Annotated in this window: 23 protein-coding genes; 3 read left to right on the top strand and 20 right to left on the bottom strand. The window is 65.8% G+C overall.

Features of this window, described 5'->3' with window-relative positions:
* Positions 1-7 precede the first annotated feature (7 nt).
* A complete protein-coding gene (locus D5041_RS15350; RefSeq protein ID WP_265285144.1) occupies positions 8-604 on the top strand; it encodes a plasmid pRiA4b ORF-3 family protein in 597 nt (198 codons plus the stop codon).
* A 30-nt stretch (positions 605-634) separates the two neighbouring features.
* On the opposite strand, the gene dnaB is transcribed toward D5041_RS15350, so the two are convergent.
* The 20 genes from dnaB to D5041_RS15250 all read right to left on the bottom strand — a co-directional run bounded on the left by dnaB (position 635) and on the right by D5041_RS15250 (position 18,812).
* Entirely contained in the window at positions 635-2,059 is a 1,425-nt protein-coding gene (gene dnaB, locus D5041_RS15345; RefSeq protein ID WP_010106314.1) for a replicative DNA helicase, read from the bottom strand.
* 173 nt (positions 2,060-2,232) lie between these two features.
* A complete protein-coding gene (gene rplI / locus D5041_RS15340; RefSeq protein WP_010106316.1) occupies positions 2,233-2,685 on the bottom strand; it encodes a 50S ribosomal protein L9 in 453 nt (150 codons plus the stop codon).
* A 13-nt stretch (positions 2,686-2,698) separates the two neighbouring features.
* A complete protein-coding gene (gene rpsR, locus D5041_RS15335; protein WP_005795932.1) occupies positions 2,699-2,980 on the bottom strand; it encodes a 30S ribosomal protein S18 in 282 nt (93 codons plus the stop codon).
* Between the two features lie 20 nt (positions 2,981-3,000).
* Positions 3,001-3,291 carry a primosomal replication protein N gene (priB, locus tag D5041_RS15330; RefSeq protein ID WP_010106320.1) on the bottom strand — a complete coding sequence of 97 codons (291 nt, stop codon included), beginning with the start codon at positions 3,289-3,291 and terminating at the stop codon, positions 3,001-3,003.
* A gap of 21 nt (positions 3,292-3,312) precedes the next feature.
* Entirely contained in the window at positions 3,313-3,705 is a 393-nt protein-coding gene (rpsF, locus tag D5041_RS15325; RefSeq protein WP_010106321.1) for a 30S ribosomal protein S6, read from the bottom strand.
* Between the two features lie 160 nt (positions 3,706-3,865).
* Complete coding sequence (locus D5041_RS15320) at positions 3,866-4,597, bottom strand: GntR family transcriptional regulator (RefSeq protein ID WP_265285143.1); 732 nt, start codon at positions 4,595-4,597, stop codon at positions 3,866-3,868.
* Between the two features lie 3 nt (positions 4,598-4,600).
* Positions 4,601-5,314, bottom strand: a complete 714-nt coding sequence (locus D5041_RS15315; protein ID WP_265259575.1) for a cysteine hydrolase family protein — start codon at positions 5,312-5,314, stop codon at positions 4,601-4,603.
* Positions 5,304-6,908 carry an ABC transporter ATP-binding protein gene (locus tag D5041_RS15310; RefSeq protein WP_265285142.1) on the bottom strand — a complete coding sequence of 535 codons (1,605 nt, stop codon included), beginning with the start codon at positions 6,906-6,908 and terminating at the stop codon, positions 5,304-5,306. The genes D5041_RS15315 and D5041_RS15310 overlap by 11 nt, the downstream gene beginning before the upstream one ends.
* A gap of 160 nt (positions 6,909-7,068) precedes the next feature.
* Positions 7,069-7,767 (bottom strand): biuret amidohydrolase, encoded by a 699-nt coding sequence (gene biuH, locus D5041_RS15305; protein WP_010106328.1) that lies wholly within the window; start codon positions 7,765-7,767, stop codon positions 7,069-7,071.
* Positions 7,768-7,774: 7 nt separating this feature from the next.
* Entirely contained in the window at positions 7,775-8,698 is a 924-nt protein-coding gene (locus tag D5041_RS15300; protein WP_265285141.1) for an ABC transporter permease, read from the bottom strand.
* Positions 8,695-9,780, bottom strand: a complete 1,086-nt coding sequence (locus D5041_RS15295) for an ABC transporter permease (protein ID WP_265285140.1) — start codon at positions 9,778-9,780, stop codon at positions 8,695-8,697. Before D5041_RS15295 ends, D5041_RS15300 begins: the two co-directional genes overlap by 4 nt.
* A gap of 38 nt (positions 9,781-9,818) precedes the next feature.
* Complete coding sequence (locus D5041_RS15290; RefSeq protein ID WP_265285139.1) at positions 9,819-10,940, bottom strand: BMP family ABC transporter substrate-binding protein; 1,122 nt, start codon at positions 10,938-10,940, stop codon at positions 9,819-9,821.
* Positions 10,941-11,000: 60 nt separating this feature from the next.
* Positions 11,001-11,375, bottom strand: coding sequence for an oxalurate catabolism protein HpxZ (hpxZ, locus tag D5041_RS15285; protein ID WP_265283114.1), 375 nt, complete (start codon positions 11,373-11,375; stop codon positions 11,001-11,003).
* Positions 11,376-11,378: 3 nt separating this feature from the next.
* Positions 11,379-12,761, bottom strand: coding sequence for an AtzE family amidohydrolase (locus D5041_RS15280; protein WP_265285138.1), 1,383 nt, complete (start codon positions 12,759-12,761; stop codon positions 11,379-11,381).
* A gap of 10 nt (positions 12,762-12,771) precedes the next feature.
* Positions 12,772-13,008: a DUF4089 domain-containing protein gene (locus D5041_RS15275; RefSeq protein ID WP_265285137.1), complete on the bottom strand. Its 237-nt coding sequence runs from the start codon at positions 13,006-13,008 to the stop codon at positions 12,772-12,774.
* Positions 13,005-13,829 carry an ABC transporter ATP-binding protein gene (locus tag D5041_RS15270; RefSeq protein ID WP_265285136.1) on the bottom strand — a complete coding sequence of 275 codons (825 nt, stop codon included), beginning with the start codon at positions 13,827-13,829 and terminating at the stop codon, positions 13,005-13,007. The genes D5041_RS15275 and D5041_RS15270 overlap by 4 nt, the downstream gene beginning before the upstream one ends.
* Positions 13,826-14,620, bottom strand: a complete 795-nt coding sequence (locus D5041_RS15265; RefSeq protein WP_010099921.1) for an ABC transporter permease — start codon at positions 14,618-14,620, stop codon at positions 13,826-13,828. Before D5041_RS15265 ends, D5041_RS15270 begins: the two co-directional genes overlap by 4 nt.
* 3 nt (positions 14,621-14,623) lie before the next feature.
* Positions 14,624-15,637: an ABC transporter substrate-binding protein gene (locus D5041_RS15260; protein ID WP_010099920.1), complete on the bottom strand. Its 1,014-nt coding sequence runs from the start codon at positions 15,635-15,637 to the stop codon at positions 14,624-14,626.
* Between the two features lie 24 nt (positions 15,638-15,661).
* Complete coding sequence (atzF, locus tag D5041_RS15255) at positions 15,662-17,389, bottom strand: allophanate hydrolase (protein WP_265285135.1); 1,728 nt, start codon at positions 17,387-17,389, stop codon at positions 15,662-15,664.
* Between the two features lie 157 nt (positions 17,390-17,546).
* The gene (locus D5041_RS15250) at positions 17,547-18,812 is read right to left on the bottom strand and encodes an AAA family ATPase (protein ID WP_265285134.1); all 1,266 of its coding nucleotides are present in this window, start codon (positions 18,810-18,812) and stop codon (positions 17,547-17,549) included.
* A gap of 233 nt (positions 18,813-19,045) precedes the next feature.
* Between D5041_RS15250 and grpE the strand changes: the two genes are divergently transcribed.
* On the top strand, positions 19,046-19,594 hold the full coding sequence (grpE, locus tag D5041_RS15245; protein WP_265285133.1) for a nucleotide exchange factor GrpE: 549 nt from the start codon (positions 19,046-19,048) through the stop codon (positions 19,592-19,594).
* Positions 19,595-19,704: 110 nt separating this feature from the next.
* The gene (gene dnaK / locus D5041_RS15240) at positions 19,705-21,648 is read left to right on the top strand and encodes a molecular chaperone DnaK (RefSeq protein WP_010099912.1); all 1,944 of its coding nucleotides are present in this window, start codon (positions 19,705-19,707) and stop codon (positions 21,646-21,648) included.
* Positions 21,649-21,671: the final 23 nt, after the last annotated feature.

Here is a 21,671-nt window from a genome sequence, read left to right as displayed (position 1 = left end):
TTGGCGCATGAGCACGCAAGCGAAGAAACCCCGGCGCCCGACCGCCCCGCGACGCATCTACCAACTGCACGTCAAGCTGGCGTATCTGGAGCCGACCGTCTGGCGCCGGCTCTGGGTTCCCGATACCCTGATGCTGGAAAAACTCCACCGCGTGATTCAGCTGGTGATGGGCTGGAGAAACGCCCATCTGCACGAATTCAGCGTCGGCAAACTGCGCTACTCGCTGCCGAATCCCATGTGGCCGTCGATGGACGAAGACACGCAGGACGAACGCCTGTTCGACCTGGCGACCGTGCTCGGCGAAGACACGACCGGATTCGTCTACACCTACGACTTTGGCGATGACTGGCAGCATCTGATCAAGGTCGAGGCCCGCCTGGAACCCGAAGAAAAGAACCGCCGCCCGCTGTGCCTGGACGGCGCAAATGCCTGTCCGCCAGATGACGTTGGCGGCGTCCCGGGCTACGCCGGCTTCCTGCAAGCCATCCGGGACCCCTCGCATCCAGAACACCTGGAGATGTGGGAGTGGCATGGCGGCCCCTTCGATCCGGTGGCCTTCGACCCCAACGCCGTGAACGCCGCACTGCGCAAGCTGCGCCTGTAGCGCCCGCGTCCCCCGGGGCGCGATCAGACTTCAGTGCAGGTCGTCGCCCGAACCCAGAGCCAGATTCTCGAAGCGCGTCTGGTTCTTCTGGAAATACAGCTTCACCGTTCCGGTCGGGCCATTGCGCTGCTTGCCGATGATGACCTCGGCCACGTTCGGCTCCTTGCTCTCCTTGTTGTAGTAGTCGTCGCGGTAGATGAACATGATGATGTCCGCGTCCTGTTCGATGGCGCCCGATTCGCGCAGGTCGGACATCAGGGGGCGCTTGTCGGTGCGCTGCTCGACCGAGCGGTTGAGCTGCGAGAGCGCGATCACCGGGCACTGCAACTCCTTGGCGAGCATCTTCAGGCCGCGCGAGATTTCGCCCAGCTCCGTCGCCCGGTTGTCCAGGCCCGACGCGTCCGCGCCGCTCATCAGCTGCAGGTAGTCAACGACGATCAGCCCGAGCTTGCCGCACTGGCGCGCAAGGCGCCGCGCATTCGCGCGCAGCTCGGCGGTCGTGAGCCCCGGGGTTTCGTCGATGTGCAGCGACACCGTGCGCAGCTTTTCGATGGCCTCGGTGAAACGCGGCCATTCCTCGTCCGTGAGCCTGCCGGTGCGCAGATTGCTCTGGTTCACTCGCCCGATCGATCCCACGATGCGCACCGCCAGCTGGGCGGCGCCCATTTCCATCGAAAAAATGGCCACCGGCAGCCCCTCGTGCAGCGCCACGTGCTCGGCAATGTTCACCGCCAGCGAGGTCTTGCCCATCGAGGGCCGCGCAGCCAGCACCACCATGTCGCCGGCCTGCAGGCCGCAGGTCATCCGGTCCAGATCGGCAAAGCCCGTGGGCACCCCGGTCACGTCCACCGGGTTGTCCGCCATTTCCTGTACCCGGTCGAGCAGATCGAGGACCAGCGTATCGAGCGACTGAAAGCCCTGCCGGGTGCGCGCGCCTTCTTCTGCGATCGCGAAAATCCTGGCCTCGGCCTCGTCCAGAATGCGCTCCACCGCCTTGCCCTGCGGGTTGAACGCGCTGGTGGAGATTTCGTCGCTGGCCGTCACCAGCTTGCGCAAGATCGCCCGCTCGCGCACGATCTCCGCGTAGCGGCGGATATTGCTCGCGCCCGGAACATACTGCGCGAGGTTGTTCAAATACGCCAATCCGCCCATCTCCTGCGCCTTGCCCTGGTTTTGCAGATGCTCGGAGACGGTGATCACGTCGGCCGGCTTGCCTGCATGGATCAGCGCGTTGATGGCCGTGTAGATCATCTGGTGCTCGTGGCGGTAGAAATGGCTTTCCACGAGCAGGTCGCCCACGCGATCCCAGGCGCTGTTGTCCAGCAGCAGGCCGCCGAGCACGCTGGATTCGGCCTCGATCGAGTGCGGCGGCACGCGCAGCTGCGCGACCTCGTAATCCACTGGCCGCGCAGCCATCGAGCCCTGCGCATCGGATTGGGAAAAGACGGTGGACATCGGGGTTTTCTCCGGACAAGGCTTGGCGGGACAGGCATGCGGCCAACGGGGACAAGCCTGTGGGCAAGCCGTGGATTAGCGCTGGACGGTCGTGTACAAAATGAAGCCATCCAATGACAAAAGCCGCCCAAGGGCGGCTCTCGTACAAAGTCGGGCAATCGCTGCGCCGGCGTTCAGGCGGTTTCGCCGTAGACCGAGACGCTGACCTGCACCACCACATCGGTGTGCAGAACCACGCTCACGCTGCTGTCGCTCACGGTCTTGATCGGCCCGTTGGGCAGGCGGACCTGTGACTTGGCAAGCTTGTAGCCCTGCTTGTTCAGTTCCTCGGCGATGTCCTGGTGCGTCACGGAACCAAACAGCCGGCCGTCCACGCCCGCCTTTTGCGTCAGCTTGACGGTGCTTCCGGCGAGCTTCTCGCCCTGCGCCTGCGCCAGCGCCAGCTTTTCCGCGGCGACCTTTTCGAGTTGCGCGCGCTTGGCCTCGAACTCTGCCTTGGCGGCGGCGGTCGCGCGGCGTGCGCGGCCCGAGGGAATCAGGAAGTTGCGGGCGTAGCCGTCCTTGACCTTGACGACTTCACCGAGGTTGCCCAGGTTCACGACCTTGTCGAGCAGGATGATTTGCATGGCGCTGGCTCCTTCAGATTTTGTGCTGGTCGCTGTACGGAACCAGGGCCAGGAAGCGCGCGCGCTTGATCGCCGTGTTCAGCTGGCGCTGGAAGATGGCGCGCGTTCCGGTCAGGCGCGCGGGGATGATCTTGCCGTTTTCGGCGATGAAATCGCGCAAGGTATCGACATCCTTGTAGTCGATTTCTTCGACCCCCGTCACCGTGAAGCGGCAAAAGCGCTTGCGCTTGAACAGCAGCGACTGGGTGTTGCGCTTGGGGCGCTTGTCTTTGTTGAACTTCTTGAACGTGGCCATGCTGGCCTCCCTTGAAAAATTTAAGTTTGCTGAATGTCCTGGACGTGCAGCACCGCATTCTTGCCATTGCGCGGCGAGGCCAGGAAACCGCTGAAAGTCCAGAGACTTCCGATGTCCTGCCGCGCCAGGCGCTCGGCCATCGCACCGAAGGCGACGGCCTTCATCGCCGCCTTCACCTCACGCGGCTGGCCGACTTCCGTCTGCTGCGACGTGTGCGCGATGCGCAAGGCAATGGCCGGCAACCCGGCGGGCGTACAGCGCAGGGGCTCGGCCTCTGCGATGCATGCGGTCAGGACGACGCGGTTGTGCACTGCTGCCGATCATGGGGCCGATCAGCGCTCGCCGGCGGCCGCGTATTCGGCCTGGCCGGCAGGGGCCTGGTTGGCCCTGCGGGCTTCCTCGCGCTCGACGGTCTTCATGATCGCAGAGGGGCCGGTTTCGGCCTTCTTCTTTTGCACCGTCAGGTGGCGCAACACGGCGTCGTTGAACTTGAAGGCGTGCTCGAGCTCGGCCAGCACGGCCTGGTCGGCCTCGATGTTCACGCACAGGTAGTGCGCCTTGGCGAGCCGGTTGATCAGGTACGCGAGCTGCCGCCGACCCCAGTCTTCCACGCGGTGCACCTTGCCGCCGCCGGCGGTGATCATGCCCTTGTAGCGCTCCAGCATGGCTGGAACCTGCTCGCTCTGATCCGGATGGATCAGCAAAATGATTTCGTAATGACGCATGCACGCTCCTTATGGGTAGAGCCACCCACTGCGTCGTGAACGTCGTGAAGCGGTGTGGCAAGGCAAAGCCGAGGATTATAGCCCGCGCTGCCCTGCCCTCCCCGCTGGCCCGGCGCCAGTTCGTCCACCTGCACCGGCCCGCCGATTTTTGCCAGTCGGTTCATGCCGCGCCGCCCATTGCACCCGCAGCCTGACCCGCCAAGTGCATCTGATGCAGCGTGATCTTGCGCACCTCGGTTTGGCTGGTGGTGATGTGCGCGCGCAGCAGCATCTCGGCCTGCGCGCCGCGCCGGGCGTGGATGGCTTGGAGTATCTTCGCGTGCTCGTCGTAGGTGGCGTCGATGCGGGCTTGTTGGGTGAAGTCCAGGCGGCGGATGATGCGGATGCGCTCGGTCACGTCGCGGTGTACCCGCGCCATTTCGGCGTTGCCCGCCGCTTGCACCAGCGTGCAGTGAAAGGCTTCGTCCCACTGGCTCACCTGCACCGCGTCGGTGCTGCGCTGCGCCATGGGGGTCAGCCACCGTGTCGTCAGGCCGTCGAGCAGCGCCCGGTGCTGCTGGCTGTGCGCGGCGTTCTGCGCGCCTTCGCAGAGCCGGTGTGCCGCCGTGGTCTCGAGCACCATGCGCAGGTCATAGAGTTGCTCGAATTTGTCGAAGTCAAACGGCAGCACGCGCCAACCACTGCGGTAGAGGACTTCGACATGGCCTTCCTGCTGCAGCCGGGTCAGCGCTTGGCGCACGGGGGTGCGCGAGACCCCCAGCCGTTCGCTGACCGCTTGTTCAGTGAAACGGTCGCCCGGCACGAGCCGGAACTCGGCCACGTCGCGCTTGAGTTGCTCGTAGACCTGTTCGGCACGCGAACTGCGCGCTGGTGGTGCGGGTGCGGTGGGCATTCTTCAAATGGGCGTTTTCGATGCGCTCGATTCTGCCAACGTTGACAGCAGCTGCGTGCTGTTTGCAGTCCATCCGACGATGGCTCCTTGGGCCTGGATCATCTCTGCGGTCGCGGTTTTGAACTGCGGAAAGTAGCTCTCGGTGCAGTCCAGCAACAGCAGGCAGTCGTAGCCTCGGTCATTCGCCTCGCGCATCGTGCTTTGCACGCACACTTCCGTGGTCACGCCCATGACGATCAGGTGGCTGATGCCGCGCTGCTCGAGCATTTGCTGCAGGCCGGTGGCATGGAATGCGCCCTTGCCGGGCTTGTCGATCACGGGCTCGCCAGGCCATGGCGCCAGTTCGGCAATGATCTGGCTGCCCGGCTCGCCTGCCACCAGGATGCGACCCAGCGGGCCGACGTCGCCAATGCGCAGCGCGGGGTTGCCGCGCAGGCGTTTCGCCGGGGGGCAGTCGGACAAATCGGCGCGGTGCGTCTCCCGGGTGTGCACCACCAGTCCCCCGGCCCGGCGCCAGGCCGCCAGCATGGTCTGGCAGGCTGGCACGATGGATCTGAGCCGCGATACGTCATTGCCCAGGCTGGCGCCAAAGCCGCCAGGCTCGATGAAGTCGCGTTGCATGTCTATGCTCAGCAGCGCCGTGTGCGCGAGCACGAACGGGTAGATGAAGGGCTGCGCAAGCAGCGAGAGCCCGGATAGCGGCCGTTCATGCAGCATGGCGCCGGGCCTGCCCCTGCACGCCGCCGCCCATGTGCGCGCCCAGCACCTGGCGGTCGGCAGCGGCCGCGGTGGTTTCGAAAACGATGCGGCCCTCGCTCATGACCAGGATGCGGTCGGCCAGCGCCAGCAACTCGTCCAGGTCTTCGCTGATCAGCAGCACGCCCGCGTTGCGCTCGCGCACCTGGCGCAGCCGGCGGTGGACGTCGCGGCCTGCGGCAAAGTCCAGCCCGAACGCCGGGTTGGCGGCGATCAGCACGTGGATCTCACCGGCCAGCTCACGCGCCAGCACGGCGCGCTGCACGTTGCCGCCGGACAGACTCTGAATGGCCGCTGTCTCGTCCCGGGTCTTTATGCCGTACTCGGCAATCCATGCGCGGGCGCGTTCGCGCCAGGCGGCAGAGCGCAGCCAGCCACCCCATCCAGCTGTTGCCAGCGGCGGCTGGTCGAAGTCGCGCAGCGCCATGTTCTGCGCCACGCTGAACGCGGCCACGCAGGCGTTGTGCAGTGGTTCCTCGGGCAGGCTGCGCACCTTGAGGCGCCGGTTTTGCGCGCGGGTGGCCGCGTAGGGCTGGCCCATCACGTGGACTGTGCCCGAGAGCCGAGGGCGCTGGCCCACCAGGGCTTGCAGCAGTTCGCGCTGGCCGTTGCCGGAGACGCCGGCTATGCCCAGGATTTCGCCGGGCATCAGTGTCAGGCTCAGGCCGTGCAGCGCCAGCGTGCCACGCTCGCCCAATGCGGACAGCTTGTCCACTTGCAACGCGGGAACGTCCGACCGTGGACGCTCGCGCGCTGCGGCCGGCGGTTTTTTTTCTGTATCTGCCTCTGCCATCGCCGCTACCGCGCCCCCCACCATGGCCTGCGCGAGCAACTCCGGGCTGCTGTCGGCGACGCGGCCGTGGTGCACGGCCTGGCCCTTGCGCAGCACGGTGACGGTGTCGGCGTAGGCCATGACCTCGCGGAACTTGTGCGTGATGATGATCACGGTGCACGCGCCGCGCCGCGCATGCTCACGGATGTGGCCGAGCACTTGGTCCGCCTCCTGCGGCGTGAGCACCGAGGTGGGCTCGTCCAGGATCAGCAACCGGGGCTGGAGGTACAGCTGCTTGAGCAGTTCCAGTTTCTGCTTCTCGCCCGCTGCCAAATCGGCAGGGAACGCGTCCAAATCCAGGCTGAATGGCGTGCGCGCCAGAAACCCCCGGAGCTCGGCGTACCGGGCCCTCCAGTCGAGCAGCCAAGGCAGCCTGCCCGCCGCCAGCAGCAGGTTCTCGGCCACGCTCATGCCGGGGGCCAGCGTGAAGTGCTGGTAGACCATGCCTATGCCCAAGGCGCGGGCGATCGCCGGGTTGGCAATGTCCTGCTCGCGCCCGTCGATGAGGATGCTGCCTGCCTCGGCGCGCGCCATGCCGGCCACGCACCGAACCAGCGTGCTCTTGCCTGCGCCGTTCTCACCGAGTAGCGCGTGCACGCTGCCGGGCGCTACCCGGATGCTGACCTGGCTCAGCGCGGTAGCACTGCCAAAGCGCTTCGTCAACCCGCAGGTTTCCAGCCGCAGCGCGCCGCTGGCCGGTCTGGGCGCAGGAATCAAGCGCATCAGCGCTCCTGCGCGGCTAGTGTTCTGCCCTGCGAATAGCGGCACAAAATGAAACGGATGCATTTCGCGTCATGGCAAGGCGCAAACCGCAGCGATACCCGTAGGTATCGCGAGGATTTGCAACGCCGCCATGGCGCGAAAGGCGCAGTTTCATGTGCTGCTATTCGCAGGGCAGGACACTTAGTGCCTGCAGCACGGCCGACGACGCGGCGTGGGCGCCGAAGACGCCGCCCTGCATCGTGATCATCTTCAGCGCAGCCAGGTGGTTGCCGTGGTCCGTGGCGGCGGTGCAGTCGGACAGCAGCAGGCATTCCAAGCCGCGGTCGTTGGCCTCGCGCATCGTGGTGTGCACGCACACGTCGGTGGTGATGCCGGCCAGCAGCAGGTTCACGATGCCGCGGGTGCGCAGCAGCAGTTCCAGGTCGGTGGCGTAGAAGGAGCCCTTGCCCGGTTTGTCGATCACCACTTCGCCGGGTAGCGGCGCCAGTTCATCAATGATGTTCCAGCCCGGTTCGCCGCGCACCAGAATGCGCCCGCAGGGGCCGTCATCGCCTATGCCCACACCCTGCGCGCCAATCTGCCGTGAGCGCCAGCGCTTGTTCGCCGGCAGGTCCGACAGATCCGGTCTATGGCCCTCGCGGGTGTGCATGACCGCATAGCCTGCGGCCCGCAGCGCAGCCATCAGGGTTTGCAATGGCGCTATCGGCGCGCGCGTCTGCGCGACGTCGTAGCCCATCTTGTCCACATAGCCGCCCACACCGCAGAAGTCGGTCTGCATGTCGATCACGATCAGCGCCGTGTTGTCCGGGCGCAGGTCGCCGTTCCAGGGCCAGGGGTAGGGGTTCGCGGTGATGTGCATGGGGTGTTCAGTGTTTCGATGCCGCAAGCTCTCCCGGGCAGCCCTGGGCCAGGCGGTCGGGCTTGCAGCTGAGCACCAGAATCAGCAGGGTGAGTGCATAAGGCAGGGTGCCAAACAGGTGGTAGCCCCAGCCCATGCCGACGGATTGCAGCGCGGGACCGATCGCGCCCGCGCTGCCAAACAGGGCGGCAGCGCCGATGCAGCGCAGCGGGCTCCAGCGTGCAAAGATGACCAGCGCCACGGCAATCAGCCCCTGACCGCTGGAGATGCCCTCGTTCCAACTGCCGGGATAAAACAGCGTGAGCGAGGCGCCGCCCAGGCCGGCCACCATGCCGCCGAGGGTGGTCGCCAGAATGCGTATGCCCGTGACCGAATGGCCCAGCGCGCGCGCCGCGCTGGCCGAGTCACCGGCCAGGCGCAGCAGCAGGCCGTAGCGGGTGTGCCGCAGGCCCCAAGCCATCAGCAGCGCGAGCAGCAGGCCCAGCGGCAGCAGCGTATTGATCCGCAGCGCCGACTGCAGCGCTGGCGAACTGCTCCACTGACCCAGTTCCCATGCCGGAATTTGCGGCGCCTGCGGCTGTATGAAGGGCTTGCCCCCATAAAACGCCAGGCCGCTGCCGAGCAGCATCAGCGCAATGCCGGTGGCCACGTCGTTGACCCGGGGCAGCGAGCACAGCAGGCCATGCAGCGCTGCCAGCAGCCCCCCGGCGACTGCGCCGGCGAGCACTCCCGTCCAGGCCGACTGGCCCAGGCAGGCCGCAGCAAAAGCCACCATCGCCGACAGCACCAGCACGCCTTCGAGCCCGAGGTTGACGCGCCCCGACTTCTCGGTCAGGCATTCGCCCAGGCTGACGAACAGGAACGGGGTACCGACCCGCAATGCGCCGCCGAGCATGCCGGAGAACAGCAGCATCCACTGCTCTGCGCTCATGCGGCCTTCCCTTGCGCGCTGGAGCCGCTGATGCGGGTCAAGCTGGCGCACACGCGTCTCCAATGCAGCCCTTGCAGATCGCGCAGCGCTTCGCTGGCCAGGATGAGCACAAAGGCCATCCCTTGGAGTACCAGCACCGAGGCGTCGGGCAGACCCAGGCGGCGCTGCAGCAGACTGCCGGCCGCGCCAAAGCCGCCAAACAGGATCGCCACAGGAATGATGGCCAACGGCTGGTGGCGGGCAATGAACGACACCAGGATGCCGGTGTAGCCATAAAAGGCGATCAGCGACACATTCGCATTCGTGTGCACGGCAGCCACTTCGACGGCGCCGGCCAGCCCTGCGGCAGCGCCGCCGATCGCGCAGGCGGCGACGACCAGCCGCGCTGCGGGCAGGCCCATCAGCGCGGCGGTGCGTGGATTGCCGCCGACCACGCGCAGCGCAAAGCCCGACGCCGTCCAGCGCAGCCACAGCGCCAGCGCCAGACAGGCCAGCAGGCCCAGCATCAGCCCCCAGTGCACGTCGCTGCCGGCGATGCCGCCGATGTGCAGTGCCTCGGGCAGCGTTCGGGTCGCGGGCTTGTTCATGCTGGCTGGGTCGCGCAGCGGGCCTTCGACCAGATGCTTGAATAGCCCGATGGCCATATAGGCCAGCAGCAGGCTGCTGATGGTCTCGTTGATGCCGCGGTACTGCCGCAGCCAGCCCGCCAACGCCACCCACAGCCCGCCGGCGAACGCGCCCGCTGCACAGGCCAGCGCACTGCCGACGGCGTTGCCCGGCAGGGGCAGGTAGCCGGCGCTCACGGCGCAGGCCAGACCGCCCAGCACCAGCGCCCCTTCGGCGCCAATGATCACCAGGCCGGCGTGCGCCGGAATGGCCACGCACAGCGCCGTGAGCATCAGCGGTGCGGCGCGCTGCAAGGTGTTTTGCCAGGCAAAGGCGTCGCCAAAAGCCCCTTGGAACAGCAGCGTCCAGACCTGCAGCGGGTCCGCGCCAGCCAGGCTCACGAAGACCCCAAACAGCGCCAGCGCCGCAGTGATGGCCAGCATCGGCAGGGCTACGCCATAGAGGGTGTCGCGCATGATCGCTCGTGGGCTCGGTGGTCGGGTGGCTGGGTGCGTCAGATCGTGCCCAGCACGCCTTCGACCAGGTAGTTCATGCCCTCGAGGGCGATGTCGGTCTGCTTGCAACTCTTGCCGGCGGCGAGCACCAGCTTGCCCTGGTTGTCCTTGAGCGGTCCCTTGAAGATATCGAATTGGCCTGCCAGCATCTGGGCCCGGACGGCGTCGGCGCTCCTTCGGGCGGCCTCGCTGACCATTGCGCCGTAGGCCGACATGCGCACATAGCCCTCGCCGAGGCCGCCGCGCAGGAAGTTCGGATGCGGTTTGCCGCTCTGGGCCGCAGCGACGAACGTCCGGCAGGCGGTGAGCCAGTTCCACTCGGCCCCGCACAGGTAGGACTGCGAGGCGAGTCGGGCCTGGCTGGCGTGGTAGCCGCAGACCATCTTGCCGCGCCTGGCCGCCGTCTCGACCACCACCTTGGGGCTGTCCACGTGCATGGTGAACACGTCCACGCCCTGGTCGGCCAGGCTGTTGGTGGCCTCGGCCTCCTTGATCGACATGGACCATTCGCCGGTGAAGATCACGCGGCAACTGGCACCGGGCCTGACCGAACGCGCGCCGAGCAAGAAGGCATTGACGTTGCGCAGCACCTGTGGAATCGGCTTGGCAGCAACAAAGCCGATTTTTCCACTCGGGCTCATATGGCCGGCAACCACGCCATTGAGGTACTGGCATTCGTCGATGTAGCCAAAGAAACTGCCCACATTCCGGGGATGCTTGCCCTCGGTCCACAGGCCGCCGCAATGGGCAAAGCGCACGTCCGGGTATTTCGGAGCCAGCGCCAGGATATGCGGGTCAAAGTAACCGAAGGACGTGGGGATCAGCAACGTGGCGCCGTCTTGCTTGATCATGCCGACCATGGTTCTTTGCACCGCCGCAGTCTCCGGCACGTTTTCTTCTTCGACCACCTGGACCCCCGGCAACTTCCTGAGTTCGGCCACCGCCTGGGCGTGGGCCTGGCTGTAGCCGTAGTCGTCGCGCGCGCCGACGTAGATCACGCCGACGATCAGTGGCGTTGGCGGGTTTTGCGCCGCAAGGCTCTGACCCCAGGCCCCTCCTGCAACACCCAGCGCCGCCAGGGATTTGAGCGTGTCACGGCGATTCAATGGACTGGGTTTCATGGCGTGGGTTCTCCGGGGGATGGATGGGTAATGGGTATGAAGGACGAATCGGGCGGTGCTTCATTGCAGCCAACTCACATGGGCGGCGACAACGCGCCAGCCCTGATCGGTGCGCACCCAGGTCTGACTTTGGCGTCCGATGCCGGGGTTGCCCGGGCGCTGGAATTCGATGTTCGCGGTGGCAAAGTCACGCCCGTAGGTGGTGATGACGGTTTTCAGCAGGCTGCGCTGCAAGCCCTGCGGCGCGCGCGCCGCACGAAATTCCGCGATCGCGGCGTAGCCGTACAGATTTTCGGTGGCGCCGTAGCGCAGCGTGTGCGGGCTGTTCCAGAACAGTTCGTCGAGCAGCGCGACGTCGTTGTGCACCAGCGCCTGCTCGTAGCGCCGGCATTGCCGCGTGACTTCGGCCAGCACGTCGGGAAGGTTGGTATCCACGGCTCAGATCTCCACCGGTTTCAGATGCGCGCAGCCGGCCGCCTGCAACGCCCACGCAGCGCGCAGTGCCAAGTCTTCGCGCCAGGGTGCGGCAATGATTTGCACCGCGATCGGCAGGCCGCCGGTGCCCGTGGGCCAAATGGGTGCCGCCACCACCGGGCAACCGGCGAGAGAGATGGGTTGCGTGAGCAGGCCGATCGACGCCCGCGTGGGCATGGACGTGCCGTTGATATCCAGCCACTCGGACCCCAGCACCGGCGCGGCCACCGGTGTGGCCGGGGCGAGCAGCAGATCCCAATGCCGGAACAGCGCGTTCACCTGGTCGCGGTAGCTCTGGCGAAAGCGCTGCGCGCGCAAATACCAGGCGGCGGGGAGCAGCGCGCCGGCAATGAAACGATCTACCGACAGCGGTTCAAATTCCTGTACCTGCGTGCGCAGGTCTTGCAGGTGCAGGCTGCCGCCTTCGCTGGCGCTGATGATGAAGGCCGCAGCGCGGCCCAGCGCGGCGTCGGGCCATGCAAGCTGATCGTTCGCGCCGAGTACCTGGGCGGCAGAGCGCACGGCCGCACGCGCCGAGGCCGTCGCGTGCTCATCGAAGTACCCCCCGAGCAGCCCCACCCGCAGGCCCTCGATGCCCTGCTGCAATGCGCTGCCCACCGGCTGCACCCGCAGTGCGTGGCAGCCCGGGTCGAGCGGGTCCGGGGCCTGCAGCACATCGTAGGCCAGCGCCAGGCTCTCGACCGAATCGGCCATGGGGCCGAGGTGGTCAATGCTGTGCACGAAGGGGTAGCTGCCGCGGCGCGACAGGCGCCCGAAGGTGGGCTTCAGACCCCAGATGCCGCAAAAAGACGCGGGCACGCGGATCGATCCATTGGTATCCGAACCCAGCGCCATGCCGACCTGGCCTGCCGCCACCGCAGCGCCGCAGCCGCCGGATGAGCCGCCGGCGCTGCGCGTCAGATCATGCGGATTGCGGGTCGCTCCGTAATGCGTGTTTTCGGTGGTGAAGCCGTAGGCGTATTCGTCCATGTTCAGCCGCCCCAGCAGCACCGCGCCGCCGGCCTGCATCCGGGTCACCAAAAAGGCGTCCTGGGCCGCGGGCCGGTGCTGGCGATTCAGCTTGGAGCCGGCGTGGGTGACTTCACCGGCGACGTCGAACAGGTCCTTGACCGCGTAGGGCAGGCCCGCCAGCGGCGGCAGCCGTTCGCCGCGCGCGCGGCGGGCATCGATCGCCTCGGCCTCGCGCAGCGCGCGCGCTGTGCAGCAACGGGTGAAGGCGTTGATCGCCGGGTTGCTCGCGTGAATGCGCGCGACGCTGGCCAAGCAGGCCTCCCGGGCGCTGATCTCGCCTGCGGCGATCGCGCGGACCAGCGCAAGGCTGGTCATGCCACGCATCTCATGGGCCATCGTCTTCACCGCAGGTGTGCGTGCCGGATGCCGAAGGGAAGGCCAGGGGCACATACGTCCCGGCCAACTCGGCGTGCGCCTCCATCGGCGCGGCCAGCAGCAGCTGCGCCATTTGTTCGATCTGCGCCAGATGCGCGGCCACGCGCCGGGCGCGGGCCTCATCGAGTACCAAGCCCAGCGTGGCCGCGCTGGCCTGCACGCAGGCCAGGATTCCGGCATCGGTCATCGCCGCACCTCGCGCTGGAAGATTTCCAGACTCCGCTTCTTCGTCTCGATGAAGCCCGGCGCGCTGAGCGTCGCCAGCGTGCGCGGGCGCGGCTCGTCGTAGTGCAGAATTTCCGCCACCCGGGTCGGGCGCTTGCTCAGCAGCAGCACCTCGTCGGCCAGGTACACGGCTTCCTCCAGGTCGTGCGAGACGAGCACCATGGTGGTGCCGGTTTGCATGAACACCTGCTGCAGTTTCTCGCGGATGAACAGCGTCATCTCGAAGTCCAGCGCCGAGAACGGTTCGTCGAGAAACAGCACCTCGGGCTTGGGCGCGAGTGCGCGCATGATGGACGCGGTCTGCTGCTGCCCGCCGGAGAGTTCGTAGGGAAAGCGGTTCAGGTCGAACTGCACGCCAAACGACTCCACGAGCTCGGCCATGCGGCGGTCAACCTGGGCCTTGGATCGGCCCTCGATCTGGAGCGGGTAGGCAATGTTGTCGATGGTGCGCAGCCACGGAAACAGGGCCTCGCGGTAGTTCTGGAACACATAGCCAATCTTGGTGTCCTTGAGTGACTTGCCGTCGAACAGGATCTCCCCGCTGTCGATCGCGACCAGCCCGGCGATCATGTTGATCAGCGTCGATTTGCCGCAGCCGTTGGGGCCGAACACCGAGACGATCTTGTGCTTGGGGATGTTCAGGTCAAAGTTCTCGTACAGCGGCCAGCCAGCGAAGTGCTTGGTCAGGCCGCGCACCGTGATGTGGGTGCCCTGGGGACCCGGGGTAAACACCGGCGCGGGCACCTCGGCGTACACCGGGCCATGGAGGACTTGCGTCGTCATCGTCCGCTCCAGTGAACGATGCGCCGCTCCAGCACCAGAAACAGCACGTTGAGCGCATAGCCCAGCGCGCCCGCGGCCAGGATCGCGGCGTACATGGTCCTGACGTTGAGCACCTGTTGCGCGTCGATGATGCGATGCCCCAGCCCGTTGTCCGAGCCAATGAACATCTCGGCAACGACCACGATCACCAACGCCATCGACACCGCTGAGCGCAGACCGACAAAGCCCGATTGCAGGCTTTCCCAGATCAGCACGTCCTTGAAAATCTGCCAGCGCGACGCCCCCATCACCTTGGCCGCCATGATGCGCTGCTTGCGCGCGTTGATGACGCCGTAGGCGCTGTTGAAGATCACGATCAGCAAGGCAGAAAATGCAGCGATGGCCACCTTGTTGATGTCCGACACGCCAAAGATCAGCAGAAACAGCGGAATCAGCGCCGAGCTGGGTGTGGAGCGGAAGAAGTCGATCAGAAACTCCACGCTGCGGTAGGCCTTCTCGTTGCTGCCCAGCAGCACGCCCAGCGGCACACCGACCAGCGCGGCGATGGCAAAGGCCTGCAGCGTACGCCACAGGGTGAACAAGAAATCGTTCAGCAGCGCTCCGCCCAGCAGGCCGGTGAGCAGCGTGAGCACGGTGGCCGCCGGTGGCGGCAACAAGATCGCGCGGATCATGCCGGCGCGCACCACGATGTCCCAGACGATGAACAGTGCAGCCGGTCCGATCAAGGGCAGCAGGAGGCTCCAATGCACGCTCGTGCGTCTGGCTGCGGCAAGGCTTGCGCGGCGGTCCATGGATCAGTCCTTGAACAGCAGCGTGGAGACATCCAGTTTTTTATCGAACACCCCCTTGTCGGTGAAGAGGTCGAAGAACTTCTGAAAGGCGGCAACGTCAGCCGGTTTGAACTCGTTGTAGAGCATGTACGAGGCCAGCGGCACGGCGCCTGTCAGCGGGCCTTCGATGGCGGTGTAGCCCGCCAGATACTTGCGCGCCTCGTCCGGCTGCTCGCGCACCAGCGCGATGCCGCGGGCGTAGGCGGCGATGTATTTCTTGCTCTCTTGCGGGTGTTTTTTGATGAACTCGGTGGTCAGCGTCGCTGAGCCGCCATGCCAGGGCGCTTGCGCGTCGCCCAGGATGTACTTGGCAATCACCCCGGCTTCCAGCACGCGGCTGACGCCGCTGAGCCGGCCCACGGTGCCGGTGGGCTCCAGCGTGTAGACCGCGTCCACTTGGCCGGCCGCCAGCGCTGCCACGTGCTGGCCTATCGGTAGCTCGGTGACGGTGACACCGGTGGCGCCGGCACGTTCGAGCACGGCGCTGGCCAGCGCCTTGTTCTGTATGCCGGGGCCACAGCCAATGCGCTTGCCCTTGAGCTCGGCGATGGTCTTGACCTGGCTGTCCTTGGGCACCAGAAATTCATCGAGCACGTACCGGGCGTTGCTCGGATTGGTGGCAATGATCTTGAACAGCCCGGGCGAGGCCAACTCGCCCACCCCCAGGTTGCCGGAGCCGGTGCCGTTTGCGCTGCCGTCGCTGCGGCCTGCGAGCATGGCCTCCATCACCTGTTGGGCGCCGGCGAACTTGAGCGGCTCCACGCCGAGCCCGGCTTCCTCGAAGTAGCCCTTTTCCACTGCGGCAAAAAAGGGCAGGCCGGCGGCCACGGGCCAGTAGCCGATGCGAATCTTTACCGCGCTGCGGGCACGCACGATGCCGGGCGCTGCGAGCACCCCCAGCGTGGCCGCACCCTGGCGCAGCAGCCGGCGGCGGTCGATCAGGGCGGTGGTCCGGGCGTCTTCGGGGGGAGTGCTCATGGGGAGTTCCTGTTCGGGTTGTGTTCAAGCGGGCTCGCACGCGGCCAGGTAGGCGCGCCAGCCACCATGCGCAGTGATGTCCTGTGCGGCTTCGAGCGCATGGCCTTCGCAGATGAAGCCGGTGACCCAGCTGCCATCGGCCAATTCCACCTGGCCCAGGCCCAGCGGGGGCGCAATCAGCGCCAGGAAACTGCCCACCTGTGCTTGCGGCATCTCCCAGACCTCCAGCGCGATGGCGCTGCCGCCCTCGGGCACCCGGCGCAGGCCGGGCTTGGGGGGTGTGCTGCCGCGCAGCGCATACAAGCGGTAGTTGGGGGCCGTGCTGGTTGCCTGTAGCAGGCGCGCACCGCGCGCGCCCAGCTGCGCGTTGAGTGGCATTCCCGACAGATGGGCACCGACCACGGCAATCTTCATGCGCGGGGCGCTGTCTGGCGGCGGCGCCTGCGGGGCCGCCGGGGAGATGCCTGTCAGCGCCTGGGGCGCTGGCAGTGGCCATTGCAGCGCCCCCTGCAACAGCTTGCTGGCATGGTGGTAGCGCTGGCCCAGTTCGGCCAGCGGCCAGTCGCTGCCGCAGGGGCCGATCAGCGTGATGCCAAAGGGCAGACCGTCGGCGCGGATGCTGCTGGGCACGGCGATCGCCGCGTAGTCCAACAGGTTGACGAAGTTGGTGTAGTAGCCCAGGTTGCGGTTCAGCGCCACCGGGTCGGCCTGCATCGCGGCAATGCGGTAGTGGGTCGGCGCAGTGGGCACCAGCAGCACGTCGATGCTGGCCCACATCGCGCCCGCCTGCTGCGCGCAGGCGCGCAACTGCGTCTGTGCCGCGCACAGGTCGGCGGCGGAAAAGCTTCGCCCCTTGGCGATGATGCTGCGCACCGGCTCGATCACCTGGCCTTCATGGGAATCGAAGAACGCGCGCAATGCGGCGTAGCGCTCGGTCACCAAGGCGCTCTCGTACAGCAACGCGGCGGCCTGCGCCAGCGGGCGGTAGTCAATCGCAACGGCCACGCCGCCCAGCGCCGTGAGTCTTTGCACCGCCTCGGAAAAAGCGGCCTGCGCGGCCCGATCGCCAAAGAACTCCAGTGGCTCGGGCAGGCCAAAGCGAAAGCGGCTGCCAAACGGCGTATGGCTCAGTTGCAGAGTGCGCGCATACGGGTCGTGTGCGTCCGCCCCCTGCGCCACCTGCAGCACGCGGGCGGCCATCGCCACCGTGCGCGCCAAGATGGACACGCAGTCCACACTGCGCATCGCAGGCAACACGCCGCGCGTGCTCAGCAGCCCCCGGCTGGGCTTGATGCCGACAATGTTGTTCAGCCCGGCCGGCACACGACCCGAGCCAGCGGTGTCGGTGCCCAGCGCGAAGTCCACCTGGCCAGTGGCCACCACGTAGGCCGATCCGGAACTGGATCCACCCGATACATAGTCGGCGTTGAACGCATTTGGCACCGCGCCATACGGCGAGCGCGTGCCGCTGAGGCCGCAGGCAAATTGGTCCAGGTTGGTTTTTCCGACCAGACTTGCACCAGCATCGAGCAACTGCTGCACCACCGTGGCGTGCGCCCGGGGCCGGTAGGCAAACTCGGCGCAGGCAGCGGTGGTGGGCCACCCCAGTACGTCGATGTTGTCTTTGATCGCAAAGCGCAGCCCGGACAGCGAGCCGCTGCTGCAAGCTACCAAGGGCTGCTCAAAGCGTTCTATCCATGCCTGGGGGGCGCCTTCGGGGCCGCTTGGTTCTCGGGAAATGTCTTGCACCATACTTGGAGTCCCATCTTGTATCCCAGAAACAGCTGCAAAAGCTGTGCCAGGAAAGCTCCGGGGACCCCAAGCCCTCTGCGTCAGTCAGTCAGTTTGTTGGCCTGCTACCTGCTCGCTGGTTGGGAAGTGCGGTTTCTCAGGTGCTTGTCGCTGCCCATCAGTGTTTGAGCCCCAGGGGGTTGAGCAAGGGCACCCCGCCGTAACGCCCCGTCAGATAGCCGCGTTCCAGCGCTTCGTTCTTGCGCGGGCTGAATTCGGACAGACTGACCAAGGCCGAGGCCTGATCGCGGTCTTTTTCCACCAACCACACTTGGTCGCGTCGGAACAGATCTGGCGCATCCAGCAGCGAGGTGTCGTGGGTGGTAAAGATCAGCTGTGCACCCCCGGTGTTGATCTCGCTGTCGTGGAACAGCCGCACCAGTTCGCGCAGCAGCAAGCTGTGCAAGCTGGTGTCCAGCTCGTCGACAAGCAGCGTCTGTCCGTCGCGCAGGATGTCCAGCACCGGTCCGGCAAAGACCAGCAGTTTGCGTGTGCCGCTGGATTCATCCAGCAAATCAAACACGGCCTTTCCCCGTTCGGTGACATGGTGGAAGCGTGGCGTGTGTTCCACCATTTCTTCTGATTGCATTCCGGTTTTACCGGCCCTCGAGTCAGACAGAGAAATCCTGGGGACCTGGACCCGGCGTGTTTCCACCGTGATGCCGGTGATGCCGGTATCGGCGGCCGACAGGAAGTTGCAGATCTCCTTGTTCTCGTCCGCCTGTTGGAGCCCTTGAATGGACCGTTTCAGAGGGAAGTCCGCGCGTTCGTTGATGATGAGCAAGCGATTCTCGAACCAGTCGAACACCGGGCGCAAGGCGTCGCTATTGAGTTGCACCGCCATCGACAGGAACAATGCGTTCGGGCGGGTGGCGCGTTCCCACAGGTTCTTCGGGCCTTTCAGGCCGGAGCCGAATTCGTAGACATCCTTGCCCGTGCCGGCGTCAAAGCGGCGTGTGAACCACCGCTGGGGCTTGAATGCCTGGTACACCAGCAGGTGTTCGCTGACGACGCGCTGTGTGCTCAGGGCAAAGCCATACTGGTAGCGCACACCATCGCGCAGGAACGTGACCTCGAACTCAATGGGCTGGTCGATGGAATCGGCATCGAGCTGAAATGGCTGCGCGGCAAAGGGCTGACCCGGCTTGCTTGTCGCCGATTCGGTCACCACGGCACGCATGTTTTGCAGCGCCTTGATGAGATTGGACTTGCCGCTCGCGTTGGCACCATAGACCACCGCACTGCGCACCAGGAAGGGGGCAGCACGGATGCCGGTCGCTTGCGTGTGGCTGTCCTGCAGGGTCTTGTCCTTGGATGCGACAAGACTGAGCACCTGCTCGTCGCGCAGACTGCGGTAGTTCTTGACACGAAACTCGATCAGCATTGAATTCTCCATAATTAAATAGAATTTTGCAGAAAAAAAGCAAAATTTCAAGTTATTTTTTAACTTCTCAGAGAATCGTGCGCCAAGATACGCATCAAGGCCTCCCCAGCATCATCCAAGGCAATGCCGGCGTCGCACGACGCGCTGCGGGACACTTCACCGCCAGACCTTGATTTACGCCGGCCTGCCCCGAACTCCCGCGCGTACTGTTTCATCGACTTCCCGACCCTGACATGCCAGACCATATCCCCCCCGCACCCCCAAGCGCCCCCACCCCCGAAGCAATCGAGGCCGAAGCCGTCGCGCACGCGAGCGACGAGTTGGAGCGCCTGCGCAGCGAGCTGGCCGAACTGCGAACCCAAAGCGCCGATCTGGCCGATCAGTTCCTGCGCGCCAAGGCCGAGGCGGAGAATGCCCGACGCCGCGCCGAAGACGAGGTGGCCAAGGCGCGCAAATTCGGCATCGAGAGTTTTGCCGAGAGCCTGCTGCCCGTGGCCGACAGCCTGGACGCCGCCCTGGCCATCAAGGAGGCCACGCCGCAGCAGCTGCGCGAAGGCGCCGACGCCACCCTGCGCCAGCTGACCTCGGCGCTCGAGCGCAACAAGGTGCTGGCGATCAGCCCCGCAGCGGGCACCCGCTTTGACCCGCATCAGCACCAGGCGATCAGCGTCGTTCCCGCCGAGCAGGAGGCGAACACCGTCGTGGCCGTGCTGCAAAAGGGCTACGCGATCGCCGATCGCGTGCTGCGCCCCGCGCTCGTCACCGTCACGGCGCCGAAATGAACCGGCGCAGCGCAGCGGCAAAAAAATCGGCCCGGCTGACTTGAACCCCCTCGGGTTATCCACAAGTTAGCAAGCATCCAATCCACCATTCGAGCATCCGGAGAAAAATCATGGGAAAAATCATTGGCATCGACCTGGGCACCACCAACAGCTGTGTGTCCATCATGGAAGGCAACACCACGCGCGTCATCGAAAACAGCGAAGGTGCCCGCACCACGCCCTCGATCGTCGCCTACCAGGAGGACGGCGACATCCTCGTCGGCGCCTCGGCCAAGCGCCAGGCGGTGACCAACCCGAAGAACACGCTGTACGCCGTCAAGCGCCTGATCGGGCGCAAGTTCAGCGAAAAGGAAGTGCAAAAGGACATCGACCTGATGCCCTACAAGATCGTCGCCGCAGACAATGGCGACGCCTGGATCGAGGTGCGCGGCAAGCGCGTGTCTGCGCAGCAGGTGTCCGCCGACATCCTGCGCAAGATGAAGAAGACCGCAGAAGACTACCTGGGCGAGCCCGTGACCGAGGCCGTGATCACCGTCCCCGCCTACTTCAATGACGCCCAGCGCCAGGCCACCAAGGACGCGGGCCGTATCGCCGGCCTGGACGTCAAGCGCATCATCAACGAGCCCACCGCCGCGGCCCTGGCCTTCGGCCTGGACAAGCAGGACCGGGGCGACCGCAAGATCGCCGTGTACGACTTGGGCGGCGGTACCTTCGACGTGTCGATCATCGAAATTGCCGACGTGGACGGCGAAAAGCAGTTCGAAGTGCTCTCGACCAACGGCGACACCTTCCTCGGCGGTGAAGACTTCGACCAGCGCATCATCGACTACATCATCGGCGAGTTCAAAAAGGATCAGGGCGTGGACCTGTCCAAGGATGTCCTGGCGTTGCAGCGCCTCAAGGAAGCTGCGGAAAAAGCCAAGATCGAGCTGTCGAACTCGGCCGCGACCGACATCAACCTGCCCTACATCACGGCCGACGCGTCGGGCCCCAAGCACCTGAACATCAAGCTCACGCGGGCCAAGCTCGAGTCGCTGGTCGACGAACTGATCGAGCGCACCATCGATCCTTGCCGCGTGGCCATCAAGGACGCGGGCGTGGCCGTGGCCGACATCCATGACGTGATCCTGGTCGGCGGAATGACCCGCATGCCCAAGGTGCAGGAAAAGGTCAAGGAGTTCTTCGGCAAGGATCCGCGCAAGGACGTGAACCCCGACGAGGCCGTGGCCGTGGGCGCCGCCATCCAGGGCCAGGTGCTCTCGGGCGACCGCAAGGACGTGCTGCTGCTCGACGTGACGCCGCTGTCGCTGGGCATCGAGACCCTGGGCGGCGTGATGACGAAGATGATCACCAAGAACACGACCATCCCGACGAAGTTCGCGCAGACCTTCTCGACCGCCGAGGACAACCAGCCCGCGGTGACCATCAAGGTCTTCCAGGGCGAGCGCGAACTGGCCTCGGGCAACAAGCTCTTGGGCGAGTTCAACCTTGAGGGAATCCCGCCGGCGGTGCGCGGCACGCCGCAGATCGAGGTCTCGTTCGACATCGACGCCAACGGCATCCTGCACGTGGGCGCCAAGGACAAGGGGACGGGCAAGGAGAACAAGATCACCATCAAGGCCAACTCGGGCCTGTCGGAGGAAGAAATCCAGCAGATGGTCAAGGACGCCGAGCTCAACGCCGCCGACGACAAGAAGAAGCTGGAACTGGTGCAGGCGCGCAACCAGGGCGAGACCACGGCGCACAGCGTGGGCAAGAGCCTGGCCGAGCATGGCGACAAGCTCGAGGCGGGCGAAAAGGACGCGATCAGCGCCGCGCTCAAGGCCCTGGAAGAAGCCCTCAAGGGCGAGGACAAGGCCGCGATCGACGACAAGACCATGGCGCTGATGGCCGCGAGCCAGAAGCTGGGCGAGAAGATGTACGCCCAATCGCAGGCGGACCAGGCCGCTGCGGCCACCGGTGCTGCGGCCGCAGCAGGGGCCGCAGCGTCCGGCAAGTCGGCGGACGACGACAACGTCGTCGACGCCGAAATCAAGGAAGTCAAGAAGGGCTGAAAACAGGCCCCATTGCTCCAACC

The organism is Verminephrobacter aporrectodeae subsp. tuberculatae (genome assembly GCF_026127385.1).
In the GTDB taxonomy this organism is placed as follows: Bacteria; Pseudomonadota; Gammaproteobacteria; order Burkholderiales; family Burkholderiaceae_C; genus Acidovorax; species Acidovorax aporrectodeae.
Note: the sequence above shows the minus strand (reverse complement) of the source record. Positions and strands in the feature narration are given on the sequence as shown.